The sequence below is a fragment of the Enterococcus florum genome, from assembly GCF_004309355.1.
Taxonomy (GTDB): Bacteria; Bacillota; Bacilli; order Lactobacillales; family Enterococcaceae; genus Enterococcus_A; species Enterococcus_A florum.
This window is the reverse complement of the sequence record NZ_BJCC01000031.1, coordinates 41,075-63,596: the sequence shown is the minus strand read 5'-3', so window position 1 is coordinate 63,596 and position 22,522 is coordinate 41,075. Positions and strand designations below refer to the sequence as shown.

Annotated in this window: 17 protein-coding genes; 6 read left to right on the top strand and 11 right to left on the bottom strand. The window is 44.4% G+C overall.

Annotated features, from left to right (window positions below; all coding sequences use genetic code 11):
* The first annotated feature begins 199 nt into the window (after positions 1-199).
* Positions 200-1,279, top strand: a complete 1,080-nt coding sequence (locus NRIC_RS15950) for a PQQ-dependent sugar dehydrogenase (protein WP_146623705.1) — start codon at positions 200-202, stop codon at positions 1,277-1,279.
* Between the two features lie 345 nt (positions 1,280-1,624).
* On the opposite strand, the gene NRIC_RS15945 is transcribed toward NRIC_RS15950, so the two are convergent.
* Positions 1,625-2,548, bottom strand: coding sequence for a TMEM175 family protein (locus tag NRIC_RS15945; RefSeq protein ID WP_146623704.1), 924 nt, complete (start codon positions 2,546-2,548; stop codon positions 1,625-1,627).
* A 190-nt stretch (positions 2,549-2,738) separates the two neighbouring features.
* Here NRIC_RS15945 and NRIC_RS15940 point away from each other — a divergent pair, with 190 nt between their 5' ends.
* Entirely contained in the window at positions 2,739-4,346 is a 1,608-nt protein-coding gene (locus NRIC_RS15940) for an Nramp family divalent metal transporter (RefSeq protein WP_146623703.1), read from the top strand.
* A 257-nt stretch (positions 4,347-4,603) separates the two neighbouring features.
* Positions 4,604-6,061 carry a helix-turn-helix domain-containing protein gene (locus tag NRIC_RS15935; RefSeq protein ID WP_146623702.1) on the top strand — a complete coding sequence of 486 codons (1,458 nt, stop codon included), beginning with the start codon at positions 4,604-4,606 and terminating at the stop codon, positions 6,059-6,061.
* Between the two features lie 38 nt (positions 6,062-6,099).
* Here the strand turns inward: NRIC_RS15935 and msrA are convergent, their stop codons facing one another.
* The 7 genes from msrA to NRIC_RS15900 all read right to left on the bottom strand — a co-directional run bounded on the left by msrA (position 6,100) and on the right by NRIC_RS15900 (position 14,056).
* Complete coding sequence (gene msrA, locus NRIC_RS15930; RefSeq protein ID WP_146623701.1) at positions 6,100-6,915, bottom strand: peptide-methionine (S)-S-oxide reductase MsrA; 816 nt, start codon at positions 6,913-6,915, stop codon at positions 6,100-6,102.
* 210 nt (positions 6,916-7,125) lie between these two features.
* Positions 7,126-8,283 carry a lactaldehyde reductase gene (gene fucO / locus NRIC_RS15925; protein WP_146623700.1) on the bottom strand — a complete coding sequence of 386 codons (1,158 nt, stop codon included), beginning with the start codon at positions 8,281-8,283 and terminating at the stop codon, positions 7,126-7,128.
* A gap of 150 nt (positions 8,284-8,433) precedes the next feature.
* Positions 8,434-8,745 (bottom strand): L-rhamnose mutarotase, encoded by a 312-nt coding sequence (gene rhaM / locus NRIC_RS15920; RefSeq protein WP_146623699.1) that lies wholly within the window; start codon positions 8,743-8,745, stop codon positions 8,434-8,436.
* Positions 8,742-9,578, bottom strand: coding sequence for a rhamnulose-1-phosphate aldolase (gene rhaD, locus NRIC_RS15915; RefSeq protein ID WP_227873831.1), 837 nt, complete (start codon positions 9,576-9,578; stop codon positions 8,742-8,744). The genes rhaM and rhaD overlap by 4 nt, the downstream gene beginning before the upstream one ends.
* A 21-nt stretch (positions 9,579-9,599) precedes the next feature.
* On the bottom strand, positions 9,600-10,859 hold the full coding sequence (gene rhaA / locus NRIC_RS15910) for an L-rhamnose isomerase (protein WP_146623697.1): 1,260 nt from the start codon (positions 10,857-10,859) through the stop codon (positions 9,600-9,602).
* 12 nt (positions 10,860-10,871) lie between these two features.
* Positions 10,872-12,326 (bottom strand): rhamnulokinase, encoded by a 1,455-nt coding sequence (gene rhaB / locus NRIC_RS15905; protein ID WP_175580134.1) that lies wholly within the window; start codon positions 12,324-12,326, stop codon positions 10,872-10,874.
* 11 nt (positions 12,327-12,337) lie between these two features.
* Positions 12,338-14,056: a purine-cytosine permease family protein gene (locus tag NRIC_RS15900; protein WP_146623696.1), complete on the bottom strand. Its 1,719-nt coding sequence runs from the start codon at positions 14,054-14,056 to the stop codon at positions 12,338-12,340.
* 128 nt (positions 14,057-14,184) lie between these two features.
* On the opposite strand from NRIC_RS15900, the gene NRIC_RS15895 reads away from it, so the two are divergent.
* Positions 14,185-15,162, top strand: coding sequence for an AraC family transcriptional regulator (locus tag NRIC_RS15895; RefSeq protein WP_146623695.1), 978 nt, complete (start codon positions 14,185-14,187; stop codon positions 15,160-15,162).
* A gap of 296 nt (positions 15,163-15,458) precedes the next feature.
* Here NRIC_RS15895 and NRIC_RS15890 read toward each other — a convergent pair whose 3' ends face one another.
* From NRIC_RS15890 to NRIC_RS15880, 3 genes are all read right to left on the bottom strand, one after another.
* The gene (locus NRIC_RS15890) at positions 15,459-16,109 is read right to left on the bottom strand and encodes a GNAT family N-acetyltransferase (RefSeq protein ID WP_146623694.1); all 651 of its coding nucleotides are present in this window, start codon (positions 16,107-16,109) and stop codon (positions 15,459-15,461) included.
* A 73-nt stretch (positions 16,110-16,182) separates the two neighbouring features.
* Positions 16,183-16,497, bottom strand: coding sequence for a PTS sugar transporter subunit IIA (locus tag NRIC_RS15885; RefSeq protein ID WP_146623693.1), 315 nt, complete (start codon positions 16,495-16,497; stop codon positions 16,183-16,185).
* A 338-nt stretch (positions 16,498-16,835) separates the two neighbouring features.
* A complete protein-coding gene (locus NRIC_RS15880) occupies positions 16,836-18,575 on the bottom strand; it encodes a sigma-54 interaction domain-containing protein (RefSeq protein ID WP_146623692.1) in 1,740 nt (579 codons plus the stop codon).
* A gap of 539 nt (positions 18,576-19,114) precedes the next feature.
* Between NRIC_RS15880 and NRIC_RS15875 the strand changes: the two genes are divergently transcribed.
* Together NRIC_RS15875 and NRIC_RS15870 are read left to right on the top strand one after the other, a co-directional pair.
* Positions 19,115-20,020 carry a sugar phosphate isomerase/epimerase family protein gene (locus tag NRIC_RS15875; protein ID WP_227873830.1) on the top strand — a complete coding sequence of 302 codons (906 nt, stop codon included), beginning with the start codon at positions 19,115-19,117 and terminating at the stop codon, positions 20,018-20,020.
* Positions 20,021-20,131: 111 nt separating this feature from the next.
* Positions 20,132-22,510, top strand: a complete 2,379-nt coding sequence (locus NRIC_RS15870) for a glycyl radical protein (RefSeq protein ID WP_227873829.1) — start codon at positions 20,132-20,134, stop codon at positions 22,508-22,510.
* Positions 22,511-22,522 lie beyond the last annotated feature (12 nt).

The window sequence follows — 22,522 nt, the reverse complement described above, 5'->3', positions numbered from 1 at the left end:
ACAATTAAACTTTACAAGAGACTCTAAAAAAGCGTCAAAAAGAATACTCAGCAACCTCTTTCTTTATAGATTCGTTGAGCAAATCATTTGACTGCTTCGTCCAATTTTTTAGGCAGATCCTTTTACTTCTCTTTTTCATTGATGCTAGTTTAGAAGGGAACTATTGCTTAGGATTGAAAAACTCAAGGAGGAAGAAGAAATGAGAACAAAGATACTTCTTGGCGGATTATTGATTGGACTGTTGAGCGGCTGCGTTGGAGAAGATGCCGCAGATACCCCGAGTCCTTCCAATTCGCAGGAGACAGCGAACAGTGAGACTGAGGTGCTTGCGGAAAATTTAGAAGTGCCGTGGTCTATTGATCAGCATGAGGAGACCTTTTACATTAGTGAAAGACCGGGAACGATCGCAGCAATCACTGATGGTGCACTTGAACGGCAGCAGGTTGTGTTGGAGCAGTCTCTTTCTTCCGCTTCTGAGGCAGGTTTATTGGGCTTCGTTTTGCAGCCAGACTTTTCAGACTCGAACGCTGCGTTTGCATATTACACCTATGAAGCGGGAAATCAGCGAATGAACCGAATCGTTGAATTGGAGCTGGTGGAGGAGCAATGGGAGGAAACAGCTGTATTATTGGATGAGATTCCCAGCGGCAGCACCCATCATGGCGGTCGTTTGAAGATCGGACCTGATCAGAAACTGTATGCCACCACCGGAGATGCTTCACGCCCGGAGACAGCTCAAGATCAGGATTCTTTAGCAGGAAAAATTTTGCGGCTGAATTTAGACGGCTCTATCCCAGAAGACAATCCTTCTTCTGACTCCCCTGTTTTCAGCTATGGACATCGAAATGCTCAAGGTCTTACTTGGACCTCAGAGAATGCCATGTACGCCAGTGAACATGGCGCGAGTGCCAACGATGAGATCAATCGAATCGAAGCTGGGAAAAATTATGGCTGGCCGGTGATTGAAGGCATGGAAACAGAGGACGGCATGGAAACGCCTATCTTCACATCTGGCAGCAACGATACTTGGGCACCTTCTGGTATGGATGTTGCTGGCAATGCGCTTTATGTGGCTGGGTTAAGAGGAAATACCTTGTTACGGTTTGATTTGGCAGAAGACAGTGAAACCCAAATTATCGAAGGTTTTGGCCGAATTCGCGATGTTTATATTGATGGGAACGATCTCTATTTCGTTACCAATAATCGTGATGGCCGCGGCTCTCCCTCCGAACAAGACGATCAGTTGGTTAAAATGTCCCTCTCCTCGATTGAACAATAAAGAAGACGAACCGCTAGTTGCATCTGGCGGTTCGTCTTCTTTTTATCCACTAATGCAGATCGCAGTTCAGCAATCACCATTTCCTTTGACAGCCAGCATCACCGACGAACGGCCGCACATATTGTACAACACCAGAACGGCTTATTTTACTTTCTTTTCCATCTCGTTTTCTCCTGCACAAAAGAAGCTTTCCTTCCCTTGATCCTACTCGTTTAGCCTGAGGTTTAGAAACGTTTCTGTCGATGGATTCATTGAGCCTTGCTTTTGCGACTCAACCTATCGTTGAGTGACTGGTTTACGTTTAAAAAAGCTTGATATCGTTCACAGACGATACCAAGCTTCGGTTTAGCGATTGTTGACTTTGCGATCCATTTGCCTCTTTACTTTGCTTTGCATTCGCGCATTTTGCTGAGCAAGACGCTTTTTTTGCTGTTCTAATTGTTGCAGCTCAAAGGATACCTTTTCTTTGTTAATCGATTGATTAGAGGCCAACAGCTGCTGCCGCTCGGTAATTTCCTGATCGACTCGTGCCTGCCATTCGTCCATGATTTTTTTCCAGCGTTCGGAATCAACATCATTTTTATCATGCAGCGAATCACGCAGCAGTGAAGAATACCGCCTCATGGTATTCCCCCACAAACGATCACGGTCTTGAAAATAATCGGCCTGCTGCATGTGGTCTAAGCTGTCAACAAAGCGGTCTTCCTCACGATCAATCATGTTTTGCAGAAAGGCCAAGATCGGCAAGATCAAATAGATTACTAACGCTGGTTTAACAAAAAAATAGCCAAAGACCAGTAATAGCAGTCGAAAGAAAATACTCACCATATCTTGCCGGTTTAACTCATCTACACGCCGCTTTTGCAGCTGTTCATCTGTGATCTCCTGCTTCGTCAATGAAACGATCATCCGCCGCATTACCAGAGTGACCAGCAAGGTCAAAACACCATAGAGCAAGATCGTCTGCTGTGTCGTGTCTTCGATCAGCAGTCGAGTCGCTGACGGAACCAGCGACAGCGAAAACAACAGCAGCATGTAAGCGACCAAATTCTTATTCTTTACCTGCTCTAACCGATTAAACGCATAAGCGGTTTGAAACCAAAGATTGGCTACGAAGCAAAAACTAATAAAGTAGATCCCTACTGCATTCAGCAAAGACCCAAAATCCAACGCTCCATTTGTCGCATACCGGATCGGCAATTCCAAAACCATGATCGTTAGAATAATTGCAATAATCGCATCGCTAAAGACTAAAACACGTTCTTTCATTTTGATAACCCGCTTTACTTGTTCATTTTGAATCAATTTCCAACCATTCAATTGCTTCTTCATTTTACCGTGAAAGCTGAATTTTTTCTTTTAAAAAGATACAAATGATTAAAAATTAGGTTTGCCATACTTTTCGCTTTCGTTAAACCTCATTCAGGTATATGATACGTAGTGAAAGAAGGATGAACGTGTGTTGAAAGAGACAGAACAAAACCATAAACAACGGTTGATCCATCATACAAATGGAACTTCTTTAGAAGAAATCAACGGTACCGTAAAGGTTCCTCAGGGACGCGGCTTTTGGCGGACCCTTTTCGCCTATTCAGGACCGGGTGCTTTAGTAGCCGTTGGATACATGGACCCGGGCAACTGGTCAACTTCGATCACTGGTGGACAAAATTTTCAATATTTGTTAATGTCGGTCATTTTAATGTCCAGCCTGATCGCCATGCTTTTGCAGTATATGGCAGCAAAATTAGGAATCGTCAGCCAAATGGATCTGGCACAAGCGATTCGTGCTCGAACCAGCAAACGCTTGGGGCTGGTACTTTGGATCTTGACTGAATTGGCGATCATGGCGACTGATATCGCGGAAGTAATCGGAGCAGCCATTGCGTTGTATTTGCTATTTGACATCCCGTTGCTCGTTGCCGTCGTAATCACGATCTTTGATGTCCTTTTGTTGCTGCTGCTGACCAAAATCGGCTTTCGTAAAATCGAGGCGCTGGTAGTTTGCCTGATTTTTGTAATTCTGTTTGTTTTTGTTTATCAGGTCGTATTGTCCAATCCTGTCTGGAGCGATGTTATCAAAGGTTTGATTCCGACACCTGCAACTGTCGCAAATCACCCGATGATCGGAGGACAAACACCTTTAACCGGCGCATTGGGGATCATCGGGGCAACCGTTATGCCTCACAACCTTTATTTGCATTCTGCAGTGTCGCAAACACGAAAAATCGACCGTCATGATCCGAAAAATATCGCGGAGGCTGTTCGTTTCTCGACTTGGGATTCGAATATTCAATTGACAATGGCCTTTCTGGTCAACGCCTTATTGCTTATCATGGGCGTGGCTGTTTTCAAAACAGGAACCGTAAAAGATCCTTCGTTTTTCGGCTTGTACCAAGCGTTGTCTGATCCAGCTACGTTAAGCAATGCAGGACTGGCAGCAATCGCCAAGTCAGGCCTGCTCTCCACTCTGTTTGCGGTGGCTCTGCTTGCCTCTGGCCAAAATTCCACGATCACAGGAACCTTGACTGGCCAAGTAATTATGGAGGGATTTATCCATCTGCGGATGCCGATTTGGCTGCGTCGACTGGTCACTCGACTGATTTCTGTTTTACCTGTTCTCTTTTGTGTCTGGTTCACTAGCGGAAAAAGCACGATTGAAGAGCACGAAGCGCTAAATAATCTGATGAACAACTCCCAAGTCTTTTTGGCCTTCGCCTTGCCATTTTCCATGATCCCTTTGCTGATGATGACAAATAGTCAGGCAGAAATGGGGGATCGCTTCAAAAATAACTGGTTGGTAAAAGGTCTAGGCTGGCTGTCCGTGATTGGCTTAACTTATCTGAACCTCGTTGGACTTCCCGGACAGCTTGAAGGATTTTTTGGAGAACAAGCTACGCCGGCCGATTTGCTAACCGCAGATTGGATTGCTTATGGGTTGATTCTCGTTGTTTTGGCTCTACTGGTATGGACGATCACTGAGCTGTATCGCGGCAACAAGCGCTATGAACAATCCTTGAAAGGATTAAAAAACCAACAAGTATCTGGCGATGATTTGAGGAATGAATGACTTGTAGAAAGAACTCGTAAGTCCCAACTCTCCAAAGAGAAGAGGCCCTACGAGTTCTTTTATAATAATTCAATTTCACTAAATTAAAAATAGGATTGGATTTTTTTGATCTTTTATCATATATAGTTAACTTTTTGTGTTAAAATATCATACAAACAACTATTATTAATTATTTTTACCGAAAGTTTAATCGATAAGCTGCTTTATACATACAAACATTCATTACTTTTACTATCTTTACAAAGGAGACGTATCTATTGCTTCAAGATGTTTTACTGACAAATACTGAGAAAAAGAAAATCGATTTTTTTTACCGGATGGAGACGGTCCCCGTTGGCGAATACACCATACATACACTTAGTAAAAAATTGAAAATGAATTATGTTTTTCTTCAACAACTGCTCCTCGATTTAGACAAGGAACTAATTGAAATTGGCGAGCAGCCCTTATTGATCGATCAAAAGAAAAAGCTGCTTTGGGATAAAGAGGCCAGCCGTTTGGACAACTATCTGGTCCATCTGTGGCACCGTTCCATTCCTTATCAGTTTTTGCTCTGGTCTTTGGTTTACCCCGAAAAAAAATTAGCCGATTTTTGTGCCGTTCATTCCATTAGCGAAACAACCGCAGTCCGCCGATTGAAGCCATTTGTCACTTACCTCTCTCGTTATGAAATCACTGTGAATGTAGCAAGTATGCAGCTGACTGGTCGTGAGTCGATCCTTCGTCTGATGTATATCAAATTTTTATGGATTTGTTCTTCAGGCACTGACTTGTCAATGGCGAAGCAGTCCTTTGAGGCCGAAAAAAAGCTGGCGCAAGAATTGGCTGCTGAATTGCAGGATCATATTCACCAGCAATTGGTCTTCCTTCTTTTGGGGGTGTGCCGACTAAGAAATGAAACGGGGAATTGGCTGGCAGTCACCCCCTTTGAGGAATTACTGTTCCCTAAAGCAGAGCAACAGGTCCGAACATACCTGAAGAGCTTTCTGGAAGATTCTTTACAAGTTACTCGAAATGTTGAATTTATTAATTATCTTATTTATTACTATCCTTATGCTATTGATTGCCAGTCGCAAGCGGCACAGCCTTTGTTGATGTATTATCAAAAAAATCTTGAGGAAGGGCATTCCCTGTACCTGGCAATCGAAACTTTTTACCATCAAAGCTTACTGGAATGGATGCCGGCTCTGGAGGATTACAAGCAAAAAGAAACGCTTATGAGCAACATCATCACGACCTTTTTGAACTATTCGATCCAAAAAAACAATGTGCCGCTGCTTTTTAAGCCTACGCAAGAACAATCCATTTTGCATTCTGAACAATACACGGTCTTATTCCCAAAAGTGAAACGTATTGTCTTGAGCTTAAGTCGCAGAAACGGATTGGAGTGGATGGGCCCGATCAGCGATTCAATGGCACGATCGTTGTCCCTTGCATTGATGCCGTTTTATCAGCTGGACTCGAAAAAACGAAAACGCAAGGTGGGCCTGGTAGCGATCAACGACCCGCTGCAGCGGAAACAGCTTGATTATTTTTTCAAAAAATTTGACTTTGTTGAGACGATTTATGACCCATCCCCCAATGAGGCAATCGACCTGTATGTCACTCATTCGGCCGATCTATTGACTGACACACAACAGCCTTATTTTCTGATTGACCGTTTGAAAGGCCATTTTGAGAGCGAACTGGTAGATTTTCTTTTCGACACTTATTAAAAGCGAAGCTTCGACAGTGATGGCGCAGTCCCTCTTAATCAGGATTTTTTTCGGAGCTTTCCAGTAAGCTTCTGATAGACTAACAATTGCTGCCGGGCTTGTTTGATGCGTTTATAGCGGTGCGGGTGTTTTTTGTAAAATTGTTGATGGTAATTTTCAGCTGGCCAAAAGATGCTGGCAGGTCGGATTTCTGTTACGATCGGCTTCTTATAGTGCTGCGAATCAATGATTGCCTGCTTCGATTTTTCTGCGATCCGCCGCTGTTCTTCATTTTGCACAAAAATAATCGGCTTGTATTGCGCCCCTCGGTCTTGAAATTGACCGAACGCATCTGTTGGATCGATCAGGTGCCAATAACGCTCGACTAATTCTTGATAACGGATGATTCGGGTATCAAAAATAATTTCGACAGCTTCCACATGCCCCGTGTAGCCTCCACTGACCTGTTCATAACTCGGTTGTTCTACAGTTCCTCCAGTGTACCCAGATAAAACCGAGACAATCCCTGCTTTGGTTTCAAAGGGTTCGATCATACACCAAAAGCATCCTCCCGCAAAAATCGCTCGTTCTTGATAGGCCGCTTCCACCGTGTGTTTAGACAAATCATAGACTTCGTTCGCTGAGGGGGCATGGGTTATTTTCGCATAAAAATCAGCTACATCAGGAGTTAGAGTGTTGCGTGTGGCTAAAGGTCGCAATTCTGCTTCTAGAGCATCGATCCGACGAACGACGTTGGCGCCTTTTTCCAACGCATCCTTAGCGACCACTAGTCGAGAGCGTTCCCAGTCTCTCGTGTGAGGATTCAATATCAGATTATACATGTCTCTTAGTAGATCTGTCTGTTCAAATTTCATGTGAATTCCCCTTTGACCCAATACCACAGGGCTTTCTTTTTGACTTCACCTGAAATCTATCACATGATTAAAAATTTATCGAACGATTGATTCGCGGCTGAATCCTCTGTTAACTTTTGGGCTTGACGCTGAGGATTCATCAAGAAAAAGACCTAATCCCTACTGAAGCGAATCACTTTGCTCCGTGAGGATCAGGTCTTTTTTATCTTTTTAGTCCATCATTGAACGATACAGTTCGATAATCTCTTCGAGTGAAGCATCACGTGGATTACCTGGTGAGCAGACATCTCTGAAGGCATCCTCCGCGATTTTTGGAATGTCTTCTTCCCTCACACCCAGTTCAGTCAAGCTTTGCGGGATACCGACATCGATCCCTAACTGCTTGACTGCTTGAACGGCTGCATCGCGAACCGCCTCAAGCGGCATTTCCGCAGCCCCGTCAATTCCCATTTTTATTGCAATTTCCCGGTATTTCTCGCCGGTATACTCCTTGTTGAAATCCATGATCAGCGGCAGCAAGGTCGCACAAGCCACACCATGCGGCGTATCATACCATGCACTCAACGGATGCGCCATTCCATGAACCAATCCCAAACCAACATTGGAGAAGCCCATGCCGGCAATATATTGTCCCAAAGCCATTGCTTCTCTGGCTTCCTGATTGCCAGCTACAGAATCGCGCAGCGAACGGCTAATAATCTCAATCGCTTTGATATGGACCATGTCCGTCATTTCCCAAGCGCCCTTCGTAATAAACCCTTCAATCGCATGGGTCAAGGCATCCATCCCTGTTGAAGCGCACAATCCCTTCGGCATGCCCATCATCATATCACTGTCGACAAAGGCCACGACTGGTATATCATGCGGATCAACACAAACGAACTTACGGTGGTTGTTCTCATCCGTGATTACGTAATTGATCGTCACCTCTGCTGCTGTTCCAGACGTGGTAGGTACAGCCAAAATCGGCAGACATGGTTTCTTCGTCGCTGCTGTTCCTTCCAAACTCAATACATCTTCAAATTCAGGATTTTCCACAATGATGCCGATTGCTTTTGCGGTATCGATCGGTGAACCGCCGCCGATCGCAATAATGTAATCCGCCTGAGCAGCCTTGCAGGCAGCCACTCCATTTTGGACATCTGCTATCGTTGGGTTGGGTACAATGTCGTCAAAAATCTCGTAAGCCAAGCCTGCTGCATCCAGCAAAGCAGTCACGCGTGTCGCCACCTCAAACTTGATCAGATCCTTATCCGTCACGACCAGTGCCTTTTGGAAATTGCGTCTTTTTGCTTCTACGGCCACTTCATTGATGGCCCCTTTGCCAAAATACGAGGTTTCATTTAAAATCATGCGATTTACTGTCATTTTATTCTCTCCTTGTCGTTTATATTGTGTTTACATTCACATATTATCAAGAAAGCGTTATCAGAACAATCCTATTATTTTGTCCTTTCATGCCATTATTGTGTCATTTTTCACATAACAGTGTGCAGCAAAAAAGGGATCACTCCCTCTTTACAGCTCAAACACATGGACCAATTCCTCCGTCACGGGCGAATGATCCGAATTCGTTTCCATTAGGTCCTTCATATAGGTCCACCACTTTTGATTGATGGCCGTTTTAGACACTTTTTGCCAGGTTTGTTCGTCTTCGATTTCCAGATAGCCAAACAGTTCATTTGTTTGGCGATCCAGAAAAATAGAATAGGAAAGCGCGCCGTGTTCCTTTAGCATCTGCCGCATTTCCGGCCAAAGCTCCTGATGCCTCTTGGTATATTCCGCCTCCTGACCTTCAAACAGCTTCATCCGAATGGCTTTTTTGATCATTGAACCACCCCGATTTCAAGGAATTCTGGGTTAGGTACTACCCCGAATTGTTGTGCCAACAGTTCAAATTGCTCATCCGAAATCATCTGTTTGATGCCTCCTTGGGCGCAAACATAGGTGTACACCTCGGCAGCCTTTTCCGCCGTCTCGATTAAGCCAAATACTTCATCCATGTTTTTGCCCGCGCCATAAATCCCGTGGAACGACCACAAGACCAACCGGCTTTCCTTCATTTTTTCAGCTGTCGCCTCTCCGATCTCATTCGATCCCGGAATCAACCAAGGTAAGACCTGAACCCCCTCTGGGAAGACCACCAGGCATTCCGTGCACATCTGCCACAAAGTTCGTGTGATTGCTCTTGAAGTTAATTCATGGCTGAAAGTCATCGCTAAGAGATGCGTGGCGTGGCAATGCATGACGATTCGATTTTCCGGATCAACCTCCAGACGAGCGATGTGACTCATCAGGTGTGCAGGCAATTCACTGGTTGGAACCCCTCCATCATGATAGCCCCATAATAATTCTACGTTTTCCCCGTCCTCTGCCACTCGAATGATTCCTAGGTTTAGTGCCGGATCCTTTGCAACATTCTTAAAATATTTACCTGATCCAGTGACGATGAAATAGCGGCCTCGCAGGGCTGATCCATCAAAATTCATTGGAATTGTACGCTGAATGCTTTGGAGATCCAAATACTCAGCCACCTCTTTTTCCTCTAACAAATAGGTGATGTTTCCTCCGTTTCGCTCATCCCAACCTAAGCGATATAAATTACTCGTTACCTCCACCATTTCTTCAACAAAAGGTGCAGTCAATATTGCTTTTTTACTCAAGGCGTTTCCCTCCTGATTCATTTAGCTGCGTGCGCTTAAAACGTTTTTTTCATAAGTACGAACTTCTTCCAGCCAATCCAGACCTGCCGGTACATTGTTTTGGCAGCAGAAATAGTTCCATACATCCCCATAAGGAAAATCTTTCAATTCTTCGGTATATACTAGACGACTGGTAAAATCAAAGGCTAGCTCCATTTCTTTCAACTCTTCGACTGGTTCCAGCAAGGCTTTTAGCAGGGCCTTTTGGGTATTTCGCGTGCCAATGACCCAAGCAGCGATCCGATTAATGGTCGCGTCAAAGAAATCCAAGCCGATATTGGTTTTTTCCAGCAGCTGATTGCGGACAATCTCATTGGCGATTTCCTGTAATTCATCGTCCATAATCACGACATGATCAGAGTCCCAGCGAACCGGACGAGAAACATGAAGCATGATTCCTTTGCTGAAAAGCGCCAGAGAAGACAATTTGTTGGAAATAACCTCAGTAGGATGAAAATGACCAGCATCCAAACAAATCAGTTTGTCCCGTGTCAATCCGTAGCCCATATAAAATTCATGGGACCCCACCGTATATGCTTCGGCACCAAGCCCAAACAACTTGCTCTCTACCGCCTCTTGCGTATAGGCCTCATTCAAGGTTTCCGTAAATATCTCATCGAGTGAATCCATCAACCGTTTTCTCGGTGCCAGACGATCGATCGGATTGTCCTTCATTCCGTCGGGCATCCAAAAATTATTGATACAGGTCTGCTGCAGCGCTTCTCCAAAATACGCAGCAATTTTGCGGCTTCGTTTGCCGTGTTCGATCCAAAACTCGCGAACTGCTTGATCTGGATGCGCCAAAGTATAGCCGTCCTTCATCATCGGATGCGAAAAGAAGGTGGGATTAAAGTCAAGTCCGATTCCTTGTTCTTTCGCCCATTCCACCCATTTGCTGTAATGCTTCGGCTCGATCTGATCAAGATCAACTGGTTCATCGGTATCAAGATAGATCGCATGCAGATTCAGTTTATGTTTTCCCGGAATCAATGAGTAGGCCTTTTCCAAATCCTTGCGCAATTCATCCGGTGTGCGGGCTGCTCCAGGATAGTTTCCAGTTGCCATGATCCCTCCTGTCAATTCCCCGTCAGGATTCAAAAATCCCGTGACATCATCTCCTTGCCAGCAGTGCATGGAGATTTTGATCTTCTGTAATTGTTTCAGCGCCTGATCTGTGTCGACGCCAATTTCTGCATAACGTGCTTTGGCTTCCTGGTATCTTTCTTCAATCGTCTTACTCATGTTTTTTCTCCTTTATTGCGCAACCATATGAAACGCTTGATATGTTTGTAAAGCTTCGATAATGTCTTCTGAAAAAGCGGGAATAAATCGCTTCAGATCAAACGAACGAGCAATGCTTTCCCGCCCTTCTTCTAATGTCCCAAATCCGTTGGCAGCAACCAGTTGTACCAAAGTATTTCCAATGGCAGTGGCTTCATCCGGCCCTGCATAGACATCGATTCCGCAGACATCTGCCGTCAGCTGATTCAAAAAGTCATTTTTCGAGCCGCCGCCAACGATATGCAATTGACGGATCTCCTTACCAGTGATCCTTTTCAATTTGCTTAATTCACAGGCGTAGCAAAGTGCGAGGCTATCGTACACACAGCGCGCCAGCTCTCCAGCGCTCATCGGTACCGGCTGGTTTGTTTCACGACAAAAGGCTTGAATCGCCTCGATCATATTTTCAGGGTTCAAAAACCGTGGATCATTTACCTCGATCAATGAACGGAACGCTGGCTCCTGACCAGCCATTTCTGCCAGCTCTGCGTAGGAGTACTGATATTCCTGCATGCGGGCAACCTCTTGGATCAGCCACATGCCCATAATGTTTTTGAGGAAGCGAATCGTTCCCTGCACACCCCATTCATTGGTAAAGTTCTCCTGATAGGCAGCCTCATTGGCAATTCCCTCTGTCAATTCCACTCCCATCAAGGACCAAGTACCAGAGCTGATATACGCCCAGTTTTCCCCCTTGCCTGGGGTAGCGGCAACCGCTGATGCTGTGTCATGAGAAGCCACAGACAGAATGGTAGTCTCTGGCAGATCATAATCTGGAAAGTTTTGCTTCAATAGTGGACCAACCGTCGTTCCCGGTTCGACCAGTGGCGGAAACAACGCTTCTGTGATCCCTAAAATCGAGAGCAGCTCCGGATCAAATTTTTTGGTATCTAGATTCAACAATTGCATCGTGGACGCGTTGGTTTTTTCAAGAACCATGTTTCCAGTCAAACAAAACCCTAAATAATCTGGAATCAGCAACAGTTTTCGAGCATGTATCAACCGCTCTTCTTTTAACAACTGAAAAATCGTGTTAAAGGGCTGGAGCTGGATGCCGGTTTTTTGATACAGCTTTTGAATAGAAAGAACAGAGTCAAATTCTTCGATCGCGGATTCCGTGCGCTTGTCGCGGTAACAGATCGGAGCGCCAATCAGCTGATTCCGCTCATCCAGCAAACAGTAATCCACACCCCAAGTATCGATCCCTAAGTAGCAGGTATCAATCCCTTTCTTTTTAGCTTTTTCCAAACCGATCACTATATTTTTCAGTAAATTGTCCACATCCCAGCAGTCATTTGCGCCGATTTTTTTGAACCCATTTTTAAAGCGATGGAGCTCTTCCATCGACCAGGTTCCTTTTTCGAATCGGGACAGCATCAGACGACCGCTGGAAGCCCCTATGTCAACAGCAATATAATCGTTTTTCACTAAAATCCTCCTTAAAGCTGCTCTTCGACTTGAGCAGCAGCTTCATTCTCTTGAGCTCGTTCTCTGACATACATTCCAGTTGCTCCGCAAACAAAGTACAACAAGGTCAGGATCATAGAGATCGTGCGAAAGCTTTGATTATCGATCATGTCAGTAAGCGATGCAACGGTGACCAGCAAAATGATTCCTAAAAAGACAAAGGAAGATCCCTGTAAAATTCGAGCCAACTTAGGCACCTTGGTTTGTCGATTGTCCAACACATCTTTTTCCTCTTCCTCGATCAGCTCCTGCAAAGCAGATTGAATCCGCGACTCTTCCAGAACCTCTGCGGAATAATCCTCCTTGGCTCCCATGGCTAAAGCTAGAAACACATAAGATCCCATCGCCAGCAAATAAGTAGGTAAAAACAGGAAATAAGAATGCAGCGCTTGCGATATTGTCATCACCACTACAAACGCGAGAGAGATCAACCAAGAAATCAAGGCAGCCCGATTCACCTTTTCTTTACGATACATTGACCAATACCGCGTAGCTCCAAATTTTGGCAAGATCCAGTGTTCTGTAATCGCAATGGCACCGATGGAAGGAACCACCAGTACGATGATATTCACGATCGTCATCACATTGGCTGTAATAGGCAGACAAGCCACAACCGTCATCACGCCGCCAACGAGATACGTCAATTTCTTCAAATCCAGATCAAAAATCGTTTGAAAAGCCAGACCAGCCCGATAAATACTCGGATTCGCAGTCGTCCAACCTGCAAAAATCACTGCTAACAAGCCCATGCCGCCAACTACTGCATTGGTCACCGCACCAGAATCAAGAACCAGCAGCGATTTTCCCAGCATTAACGCAGCTGCTGCACCCATAATCCCCGCACAGCCCCAAGCAAAGAAGTGTCCGATATACATGCCCACTGCGGAAACATAGCCATACGTTGATTTACGAGCATATCGGAAGAGCGACATGTCATTCAAGCCGCCATGATAAGCGAGGTTGCACATCCAGGAAAAGGCAATCACATGAGGCAAGCCCAGCTGCGGATTTCCTGGCAGAGGCGTCCCAGTCCAAACTGTGGTGTTCATGATTGTCATAAAATCCCCAAACGAATGAATGCTCGCGACCCCAGCCGACTGAAGCAGCGTAGGAATCGAAAGCAAAGCACCCACGAAGAACACCAAAATCATCCATGGTGCACTAACTGAAGCAAACTTGGCTACTGCATCAAATCCGTTAGCGGCTACTACTGTTACGATAATCCCTAAAACAATCACGATGATTACGAAGGTCACACTAGTCGGATACCATTTTGTTTGCAACGGCACATTGAAGATCTCCCTGACGGCCGAAGCAGAGACTGTCAGCATCGAAGCAGCCATCGCAATCGAAGCGATGCCCCAGATAAAATTGTAGACCTTCTGCATATACGGTCCTAAAACCTTTTTCAGATACGAATACAGTGTCAGCCTAGTATCGACCGCAATCGGTGCACAAAGCAAGGCGTATGTAAGAGTGGCCAACAAATTCCCAACCAACAGTCCCAGCAGAATATTCGTAGCACTCACACCCCACGTAACCAAAGTAGCTCCGATAACAAATTCAGTCGCTGCAATATGTTCGCCGCCATACAGCCCGAAAAAATTGCCAAGCCCAGATAATCGCTTGTTGGATATCGGCCGATCCTCCACTGGGATTTCTCTAGCCAGTGCATAATAATTTTTTTCCATGACTCTCTCCTCCATGCTGATATATTCTTCATTCGTTGCAACTTACATCCCTAGAATAGAATGATACCGTTTACAAAACAATGGCAAAATGTTAGACTGTCAGTATCAAAAATACAGGTGGGAAACCAATGAAAAAAATTGAGAGTTATTTTTTGCCCTTGGATGAACTAGAAAGGCAGCAACGAAAAACCGGTATATGGTGCGACGAATTTGAAGAAGAAAAAGACTATCCGGATCACAACTATTTAAAAATCCAGAATAAGCTGTTTATGGAAAACAAAACTATTATCATTCGAAAACACCGTCGTTTCGCCCATTATCCCTTGCATTCTCACCATTTCATGGAATTTAACTATATGCTGCAGGGGGAGTCGAAGCAGCTGGTCAATGGAGAAAAACTCGTTCTAAAAGAAAAACAAGTCCTGTTGTTGGACTGCCATTCGCAGCACGAATTATTTCCTTTAGGTGAAAATGACTTATTGATCAATTTTTTATTCAAAACCTCAGACATCAATCTTTCAGCATTTAAACAGATCGATATTGAAAATACAGGTGTCACTTATGACTTCTTACTCAATACCGTACTTGATTCTGAATACCATGAAAATCATCTGCTGCTTGATCTTACAGACCATCCTGAGATCCATTTGACCTTTGAACAGATGATCCGAGAATTTTTTTCAGAGACACGGCTAAGCAATCAAGTCCTGACTGCCTTCTCTCAAGTGCTGTTTCTCCAACTTTCGCAGGTCTACCATGCACAGCTGTCAACGATCTACCACTCCAACACTAGCACGGTCACGATACTGAAAGTTTTGCAGCGCATCGAAGAAAATGCAAAAGAGCTTTCTTTGCAATCACTTGCGACGGAACTGGGATACAATCGTAACTATTTGTCTAATTTAATCAAAAAAGAAACCGGAAAAACCTTTAAGCAATTGATCATTGAACAGCGGCTCCACGAAGCCCATCACCTGCTGCTGACGACCAAGGTCCCGATCGAGGTGATTAGCGAGTACGTCGGATTTTCTAATAAAACGCAGTTCTATCAGAAATTCAAGCACTATTTTAACGAGACCCCTCAACGGGTGCGGGATATGAAATAATTCGGTGCAGACTATGTGTGCGGATGAGCAGACATAAAAAACTGTCCCACAATCAGAAGAAAGGACTAAAATGGGAATAACTAACCGAACTTTTGAACATTGGATCCAGAAGACAGCCAGGCCCACTGGACTGAACCTTTTAATGTTAAGAACATGAGCTGCAGATTTTGATGACGGCCTTATTATTCTGAAGGTTATTATGGGCTGACGGAAGGACTCCTGCAAAAATTCAAATAAAAAATGAGGCTGCACATTGCTGTCACAGCCTCTAATCTTACTATGTTTTTTAGCTTATCCTATTCATAACTCTCCGTATCAATCTCACTCACAGCCGCTTCAAACTTGGCCTGGCAAGGCAATACCTTTTTCTCTTTTTCCGGAAAAGTCGCATCATATTCTGCAAATCCTGCTTCATCAGGATACATCGCTTCCGAAAAATGAACCGTCCCGCTTATCTGATCCAACGCTCCCTCGTATAAAGGAAGCGCCATAATTCCGGTGTAGAACTTCCCGTCAGGCATCGCAATGTTGTATTTTTTCGAACCTTCGAACCCATAAGGATGATAATGATAGGTGAATCCGCCTAAAATGATCGCGTTGTATCCTTGTTTTTTTGCTTCGTCGATTGAATGTTCAATCAACATCCGGCCAAACCCTTGACGATGATATTTCGGTAAAATACTGACCGGGCCAAAGGAAATCAATGGATGTTCCTGACCGGCAGAATCCACGACCTTTGCACGTGTGTACATGATACTCCCGATAATGTCCCCCTCCAGCTCAATCACAAAAGACAATTCCGGCAGATAATCCGGGTGCTTTCTAATGCTATGGGCAATATAATGCTCCATCGCCCCCGGAATATATAAATTCCAAAAAGCCTCCCGCGTAATCTCTTCGATCCTCCGATAATCCTTTTCCTCTTCCTTGCGAATCGTAATCTTCATCTGCAAACCTCCCATTTTGTCACTACTCAGTATAGCATGAAAAAAGAGACTGTTTTCCCATCTCCAGTTTCTCTTAACCAACTCGCTTATACAACTCGATTATCTCTTTTGCTATGTCAATAAAAGTCATGGTCGTCATCAGATGATCCTGACTATGGACCGCTAACAACGTAACCGCCATATGATTTCCCTTTGCCTCTTCCGCCAGCTGCTCGGTTTGAGTACGGTGCGCTTGGACTAAGGATTCCTCGGCGCTGATCATCTTCTTCTCTGCTTGAGTAAAATCTCCCGTTTTCGCCGCCGCGATGGCTTCCATCGCATCACTTTTCGCATTTCCACTGTAAATGATCAATCCCATGATCGTTTCTAAGACCTGCTCATCCATCATTGCCCTCCTGTCTTCAACGATACTTTAGTTTATTCCAGAACATTTGCTCTTGTTCATCATACCACATGAAAAGAACGAACAGAGCCCTCTGAAGCCTGCTTCAGGTTTACAAAAGACTGTTGTTTGCTCATCGTCTACGCCAATTTGTAACTGTATGTTGAAAATCTTTATTTTTTGGAAGCTGAAGCTCAGGGAACAATTCATTTACCTGATTCGAATCGACTTTTTTAATCCTCTTCTATAAAATTACCGCAAAAAAGAACGATTTTCTCCCTTAAAAAATCGTTCCTCTACACTCTACTCCGACGCTTTCATTAACTTGTTTGAAAACTTTCCCACTACCGTTTTTCCAACTCTTCTGCCAGCAACGCCTTCACATCAATCCCGCTGCGCTTGATTCGGTATTGCAAGGTCTGTCGGCTAACACCTAATGCTCGAGCGGTTCTTGAAATGTTGCCTTTATTGGCCAGTAAAGCATTGCGAAACATCTGGAATTCAATGTTTTTCAGCGTATTATTTAACGAACTGCCCGCCTCTTCAATTTTATGCTCCGTATGCGGTGCCACTTTAGCAGATTGGACAATATGCTCAGGGATATATTCGGCGGTAATCAAGGACTGATCGTTAGGCAAAATATTCATCGCAGATTCGATGGCATGCTGCAGCTCACGAATATTTCCCGGCCAATCATAGGCATTGAAATAAGCCAAGGTCGCCTGGTCAATGTTGCGAACATTGCGCTCCAGTTTTTTATTGAAACGATGGATGAAATTTTTCGACAGCAGCGGAATGTCTTCTTTATGCTCCCGCAATGGCGGAATGCTGATGTTGATTACACCCAGACGATAAAACAAATCCTGGCGAATGATCTTTTGATCCACTGCCTGATAAGGCGGAATGTTGATATTCGACAGTACTCGTACATCCACGTGGGTTTCTGTGATCCCTCCCACTCGGCGAACCATTCCATCCTGCAATACCCGCAGCAGTTTAGCCTGCAAGATAATACTCATGGAGTTAATTTCATCTAATAATAATGTTCCGCCATTGGCTTGTTCAAAAAGACCCGCTCGCGATTCGGCTCCTGTATAGGCTCCTTCTTCCGTTCCAAATAGCAAGCCCTCCAATAAATTTTCTGGAATGGCAGCGCAGTTTATCGCCAAAAATGGTCCTTGCGCACGCTTACTGGCATTATGGATACTCTGAGCCAACAGTTCTTTACCCGTTCCCGTTTCACCATAGATCATCACCGAAGAATCCGATTGGGCAATTTGCTTGCAGCGGGACACCATCTTGTTCATCTCATGACTAATGTGAATGATGTCCTCAAAGTGAAATTTGGCGGTCAGCGTTGGCTTCCCTTTGTCCTTTGAAAGTTTCGGTTTTACGATCAGCTTATCCTGCAGGTCGATGATTTTCTTATGCAGTTCACTGGTGGCTGACCAGTCCTCCATCACATTGAAGGCTCCCAAGGTTTGACTGTTTTGCACGATCGGAATGACGTTGGCAACGATATCCACCTTCTTGCCAAAACAAGTCGTATAACGCTGGCGGAAATTCATAGCCGGCTGTTTTTCCTCAATAACCTGAGGAATCTTGAGGTACTGTCCCTCTTCTACTTGGTAAACCTCAGTCACATGCTTGCCTAAAACATCTGAAGTAACAATCGAATCCAGCTCAACGGCCGCATCATTCAGAAGGTAGATCCGGCCCTCGCCATCAAATAAAATGACCGATTCACTAATGCCGTTCAACACCGTGATCAGCATATCATGGCAGGCATCGTTAGTCGCGACTCGAAAAACAATCAACTCACTATCGTCCGGCAGATCTGTCACTTCTGGTGCCGGACATCGGCACAAATACTCACCAAAAGCAATGTTCACGTAGCAAGGTTCATCCGACTCATGACACAATAAGGCAGCTTTTTCCGGTAAAAGGGCCCCCACTAGACGCCCTTCGCCATGTAGCAGACGATCGCCCATCTCATTGATCGCCAAAATCCGCTTTTCTCTCGAAAGCAGCACAGCACCTAGGCCACATTGAGAAATGACCTCCATGATTTCTGCATAACTCATCCTCTCTCCCCTTTTGAAGTAATTTTTTTTAACCTATTCATTTCTCATCGCTTTACTCACTTCCATCATAAATACATTCGATCACAAAGTAAAGCAAAATTTTTTGCACTTTTTCAAGAAACGCAAATTTTTTTGCGGTATTTTTTTGCACTTTTGCACCTTTAGCATTAGTTGACTTTCATCTCCCGCCTCTAAAAGAGCTTTAAATCAACAATTTCAACTAAAAAATATAATTGGCATACTACTTGCTTAATGATAGATCGAAAAGAATAAGTAGTAACTAAGGAACATCACTATTTGTGAAATAATTTCAAACGAGCGTTGAGATTACCCAATAGTTGATTTTCACTACAGCTTTTCAAATGTATCAATTTATAGGTAAAGTTTCACAAGTTAGATTGTGAAATAGTTTCAATCGCAATTGGAAAAACTCAAGTATGCTGTTTCCTCTAGATTCATTGGAACTGAATACTTGAAAAAAATAAAAACTAAAGGAGCTACAAACCATGAAAGACACAAACAGACCAATCAAACTAGGAATGCACACGTACACACTACACTTAAGCGGGCTAGGCGAAAGCTGGGGGTTCCAGGAAGATCACGCCTTTGAACAATCAATCAATTTGTTAGAGCTAATGGATTTAGCAGTTGAATGGGGCTTAGACGGCTTGCATATCACCAACGTTGACCTAGTGACATTGGACCCAGAACGCTTAGCTGAAGTGAAAGCAGCTGCCAAAGCACATGATCTCTACTTAGAATATAACGTTTCCTTCGACGCACCATGTGATCCTCGTGTGAACTCCACTGTTAAGGACGCGTTGCTTAATGCGAAGGCAATGGGTGCTGACCTAGTGAAATTCAGCCTTGATATCGAACGTCCTCGCCCACTTTACGGTACTTGCATGCATCCTGACGTAATGCGTCAATTGGCTGTTCGTTACGACGAATTCAAAGAAAATCTGCCATTATTAGAAGAACTAGGTTTAACATTGTCTATCGAAAACCACTGCGATGCTTACGCCGATGAAGTGATCTGGTTAGTAAAACAATTAAACCACCCACAGGTTGGTGCCTGCGTGGATACCATGAACGCGATGAACGTACTTGAGGGTCCTGAAGCATGTATCGAAAAAATGGCGCCATATGCTAACTGCTGCCACTTCTGTGACATTGAATTGGTTGTTGATCCAGACGGCGTACATTCTTATGGCACTTCAATCGGTAAAGGCGACCTAGACTGCGCGAAAATCTTGCGTACCTTAAGAGAAAATGCACCCCTTGATCGCATTACCTTCGAAGTAGAATACGAAATCGGCAACGAAACGTTAGAAGTGGCGCGTGAAAAAGAAATGCAGGCTTGCTTAGATAGTATTGATTACCTGCGCAACACCTTGAAAGTCGGCGTGCGTGAAGTAAACCAACCTGTTCACGCAAAAGCGTAACAGAGTTGTTGTCCCAAGCAACAACCGTATATATTTCATCCTTTGTTTCTCACAGATTAGCTGATCTGTGAGAAACCTAAAGGAAAAACCAATAAAAAAGGAGTTTTAACCGTGAGTAATTACATGGATCGAATCGATCGACTGCGGGAACGCTATTTAAATACCCGGGTAGACATGGATGTCTATAATGCCAAGTACTTAACAGAAGGCTTCAAAGAAACAGAAGGTCAGCCTTGGATCATTCAAAAGGCGACGGGTTACTTACATCAATGCCAGAAGAAAAATATTTATATTTTAGACGACGAGCTATTAGTCGGCGGTGCTGGTTTCAAACCACGGGCCGGAATTTTATGTGCCGACAGCTCATGCTCCATCTTGGACCGCGAGCTAGATACCATCAGCACTCGAAAATTTGACCCGTTTTATCTTAGCGAGGAAGGCAAAAAAGTCTTTAAGGAAGAAGTATCTGATTATTGGAAAAACCGCTGTGTCTTGGATCGCTGGCAAGCGATGGCGCCAGAGGATATGAAATTATTACGAGATAACGGCATGATTTACATCGACCGTAAAGCAGTGCGTGGTTACGGCGAAACAACACCTGCCTGGGATTTGATTCTCTCTGAAGGAATCGGCGGCATTCGCAAAAAAGCGGTAGCTGCTTTAGCTAAGCTGGATGATGCCAAGGTTGGCGATTTAGAAAAAATTCATTTCTTGAAATCTGAAATTATTGTCTGCGACGGGATTATCACGCTGGCGAATCGCCATGCCGATTTAGCCGAATTAATGGCTTCTGACTGTGAGGATCCTACTCGTAAAGCCGAATTAGAAAAAATTGCGGCCGTTTGTCGTCGTGTACCAGAGCATCCAGCAACTTCTTATCACGAAGCTTTACAAAGTATTCTATTCTACGAATATGCCATTTACATGGAGCAAAATGCTTCCTCTTATAACTTAGGTCGGATCGATCAGTACTTGTATCCTTACTTCAGAGCCGATATCGACAATGGCGTCATGACCAAAGATGAAGCCCAAGAATTGTTAGATTGCCTATGGATCAAGATCGCTGAATTAAGCCTGTTCCAAGACGAAGTAACTGCCCAATTTGCGGCTGGCTACTGTGTGACGATTCAAGTTACGGCTGGCGGGATCGATCAATACGGCAACGATGCAGTCAACGAGCTATCTTACATGGTCATTCAAGCAACCATGGACGTGAAGTTAAAGGAACCAAACATGTCAGTCCGCTACAGCATTGCCAAAAATCCGGATTCCTTCCTGCAAAAAGCCTGTGAAGCTAATCGGATGGGACTTACGATGCCAGCGGTTTACCATGACGATGCAGGTATCCGCATGATGCTGAATAAAGGTGTGCCATTAAGCGAAGCTTGGGACTGGAACCCTTGCGGTTGTGTGGAAACCAACCTTTCCGGCCGGATGAAGCAATACACCGACATGGCTGATGTAAACATGGGCGGCATCATTGAAATGGCGTTAAACGACGGTGTTAGTCGTAAAACAGGAGAACGCGTTTCGGTTTCAACAGGAGATGCGAAAAACTTTAAAACCTTTGATGATTTCTTTGAAGCTGTTAAAACCCACATTCGCTATTTCGTTGATGTGATCGTTTCAGGGAATCAACTCTTAGACTACTTGAGTATGAATTATCGTCCCGTTCCGGTGCTGTCCCTAGGCTTCCCAGATTGCTTAGAATCAGCCACTGACTACAGCATGGGCGGTGCGAAATACAACTGCGGCGGCGGTGTCATTACCGTGGGTCAAGCCGACATCATTAATTCCTTAGCTGCCGTACGTAACTTAGTCTTTGATGAAAAGAAAGTTTCGATGGAGGAATTATGCCAAGCACTAGCAGCAAACTTTGAAGGCTACGAAGAGATTCAAGAGCTTTGCTTAGAAGCACCTAAATACGGAAATGACGATGAACGTGCTGACTGGATCGTTGGGGAAGTCTTCACTTACGTCGTTGATGAGTTTGAGAAATACGATACGAAGTTCGGCAAAATGACTACCGGAATGCTGCCAGTATCTGGAAATACACCAATTGGCGCTTGGGTTGGCGCGTTGCCTTCTGGCCGTAAAGCTTGGACTCCATTAACTGACGGCATCGGCGCAACTGGCGGAACCGACAAAAACGGTCCTTCAGCGTTGCTGAAATCAGTCAGTCATATTCCACATGCTCGTTACACACAAGGAACTCAGTTAAATATGAAGCTGGAGCCATCGATTTTAGAAGGACAACGAGGAATTTCTCACATGATGAACCTGCTGAAAACCTTATGTACCTTAGATGTTTACCACGTGCAGTTTAACGTGGTCGATCGGGAAGTTCTTATCGATGCCCAGAAGCATCCTGAAAATCATCGTGGCCTGTTAATCCGAGTAGCCGGCTATACTGCTTTCTACATTGAACTAGGAAAAGAAGTCCAAGATGAAATTATTGGTCGAACTGCCATTGGTGGCTGGGTTAGCTAAATTTACTTAAAG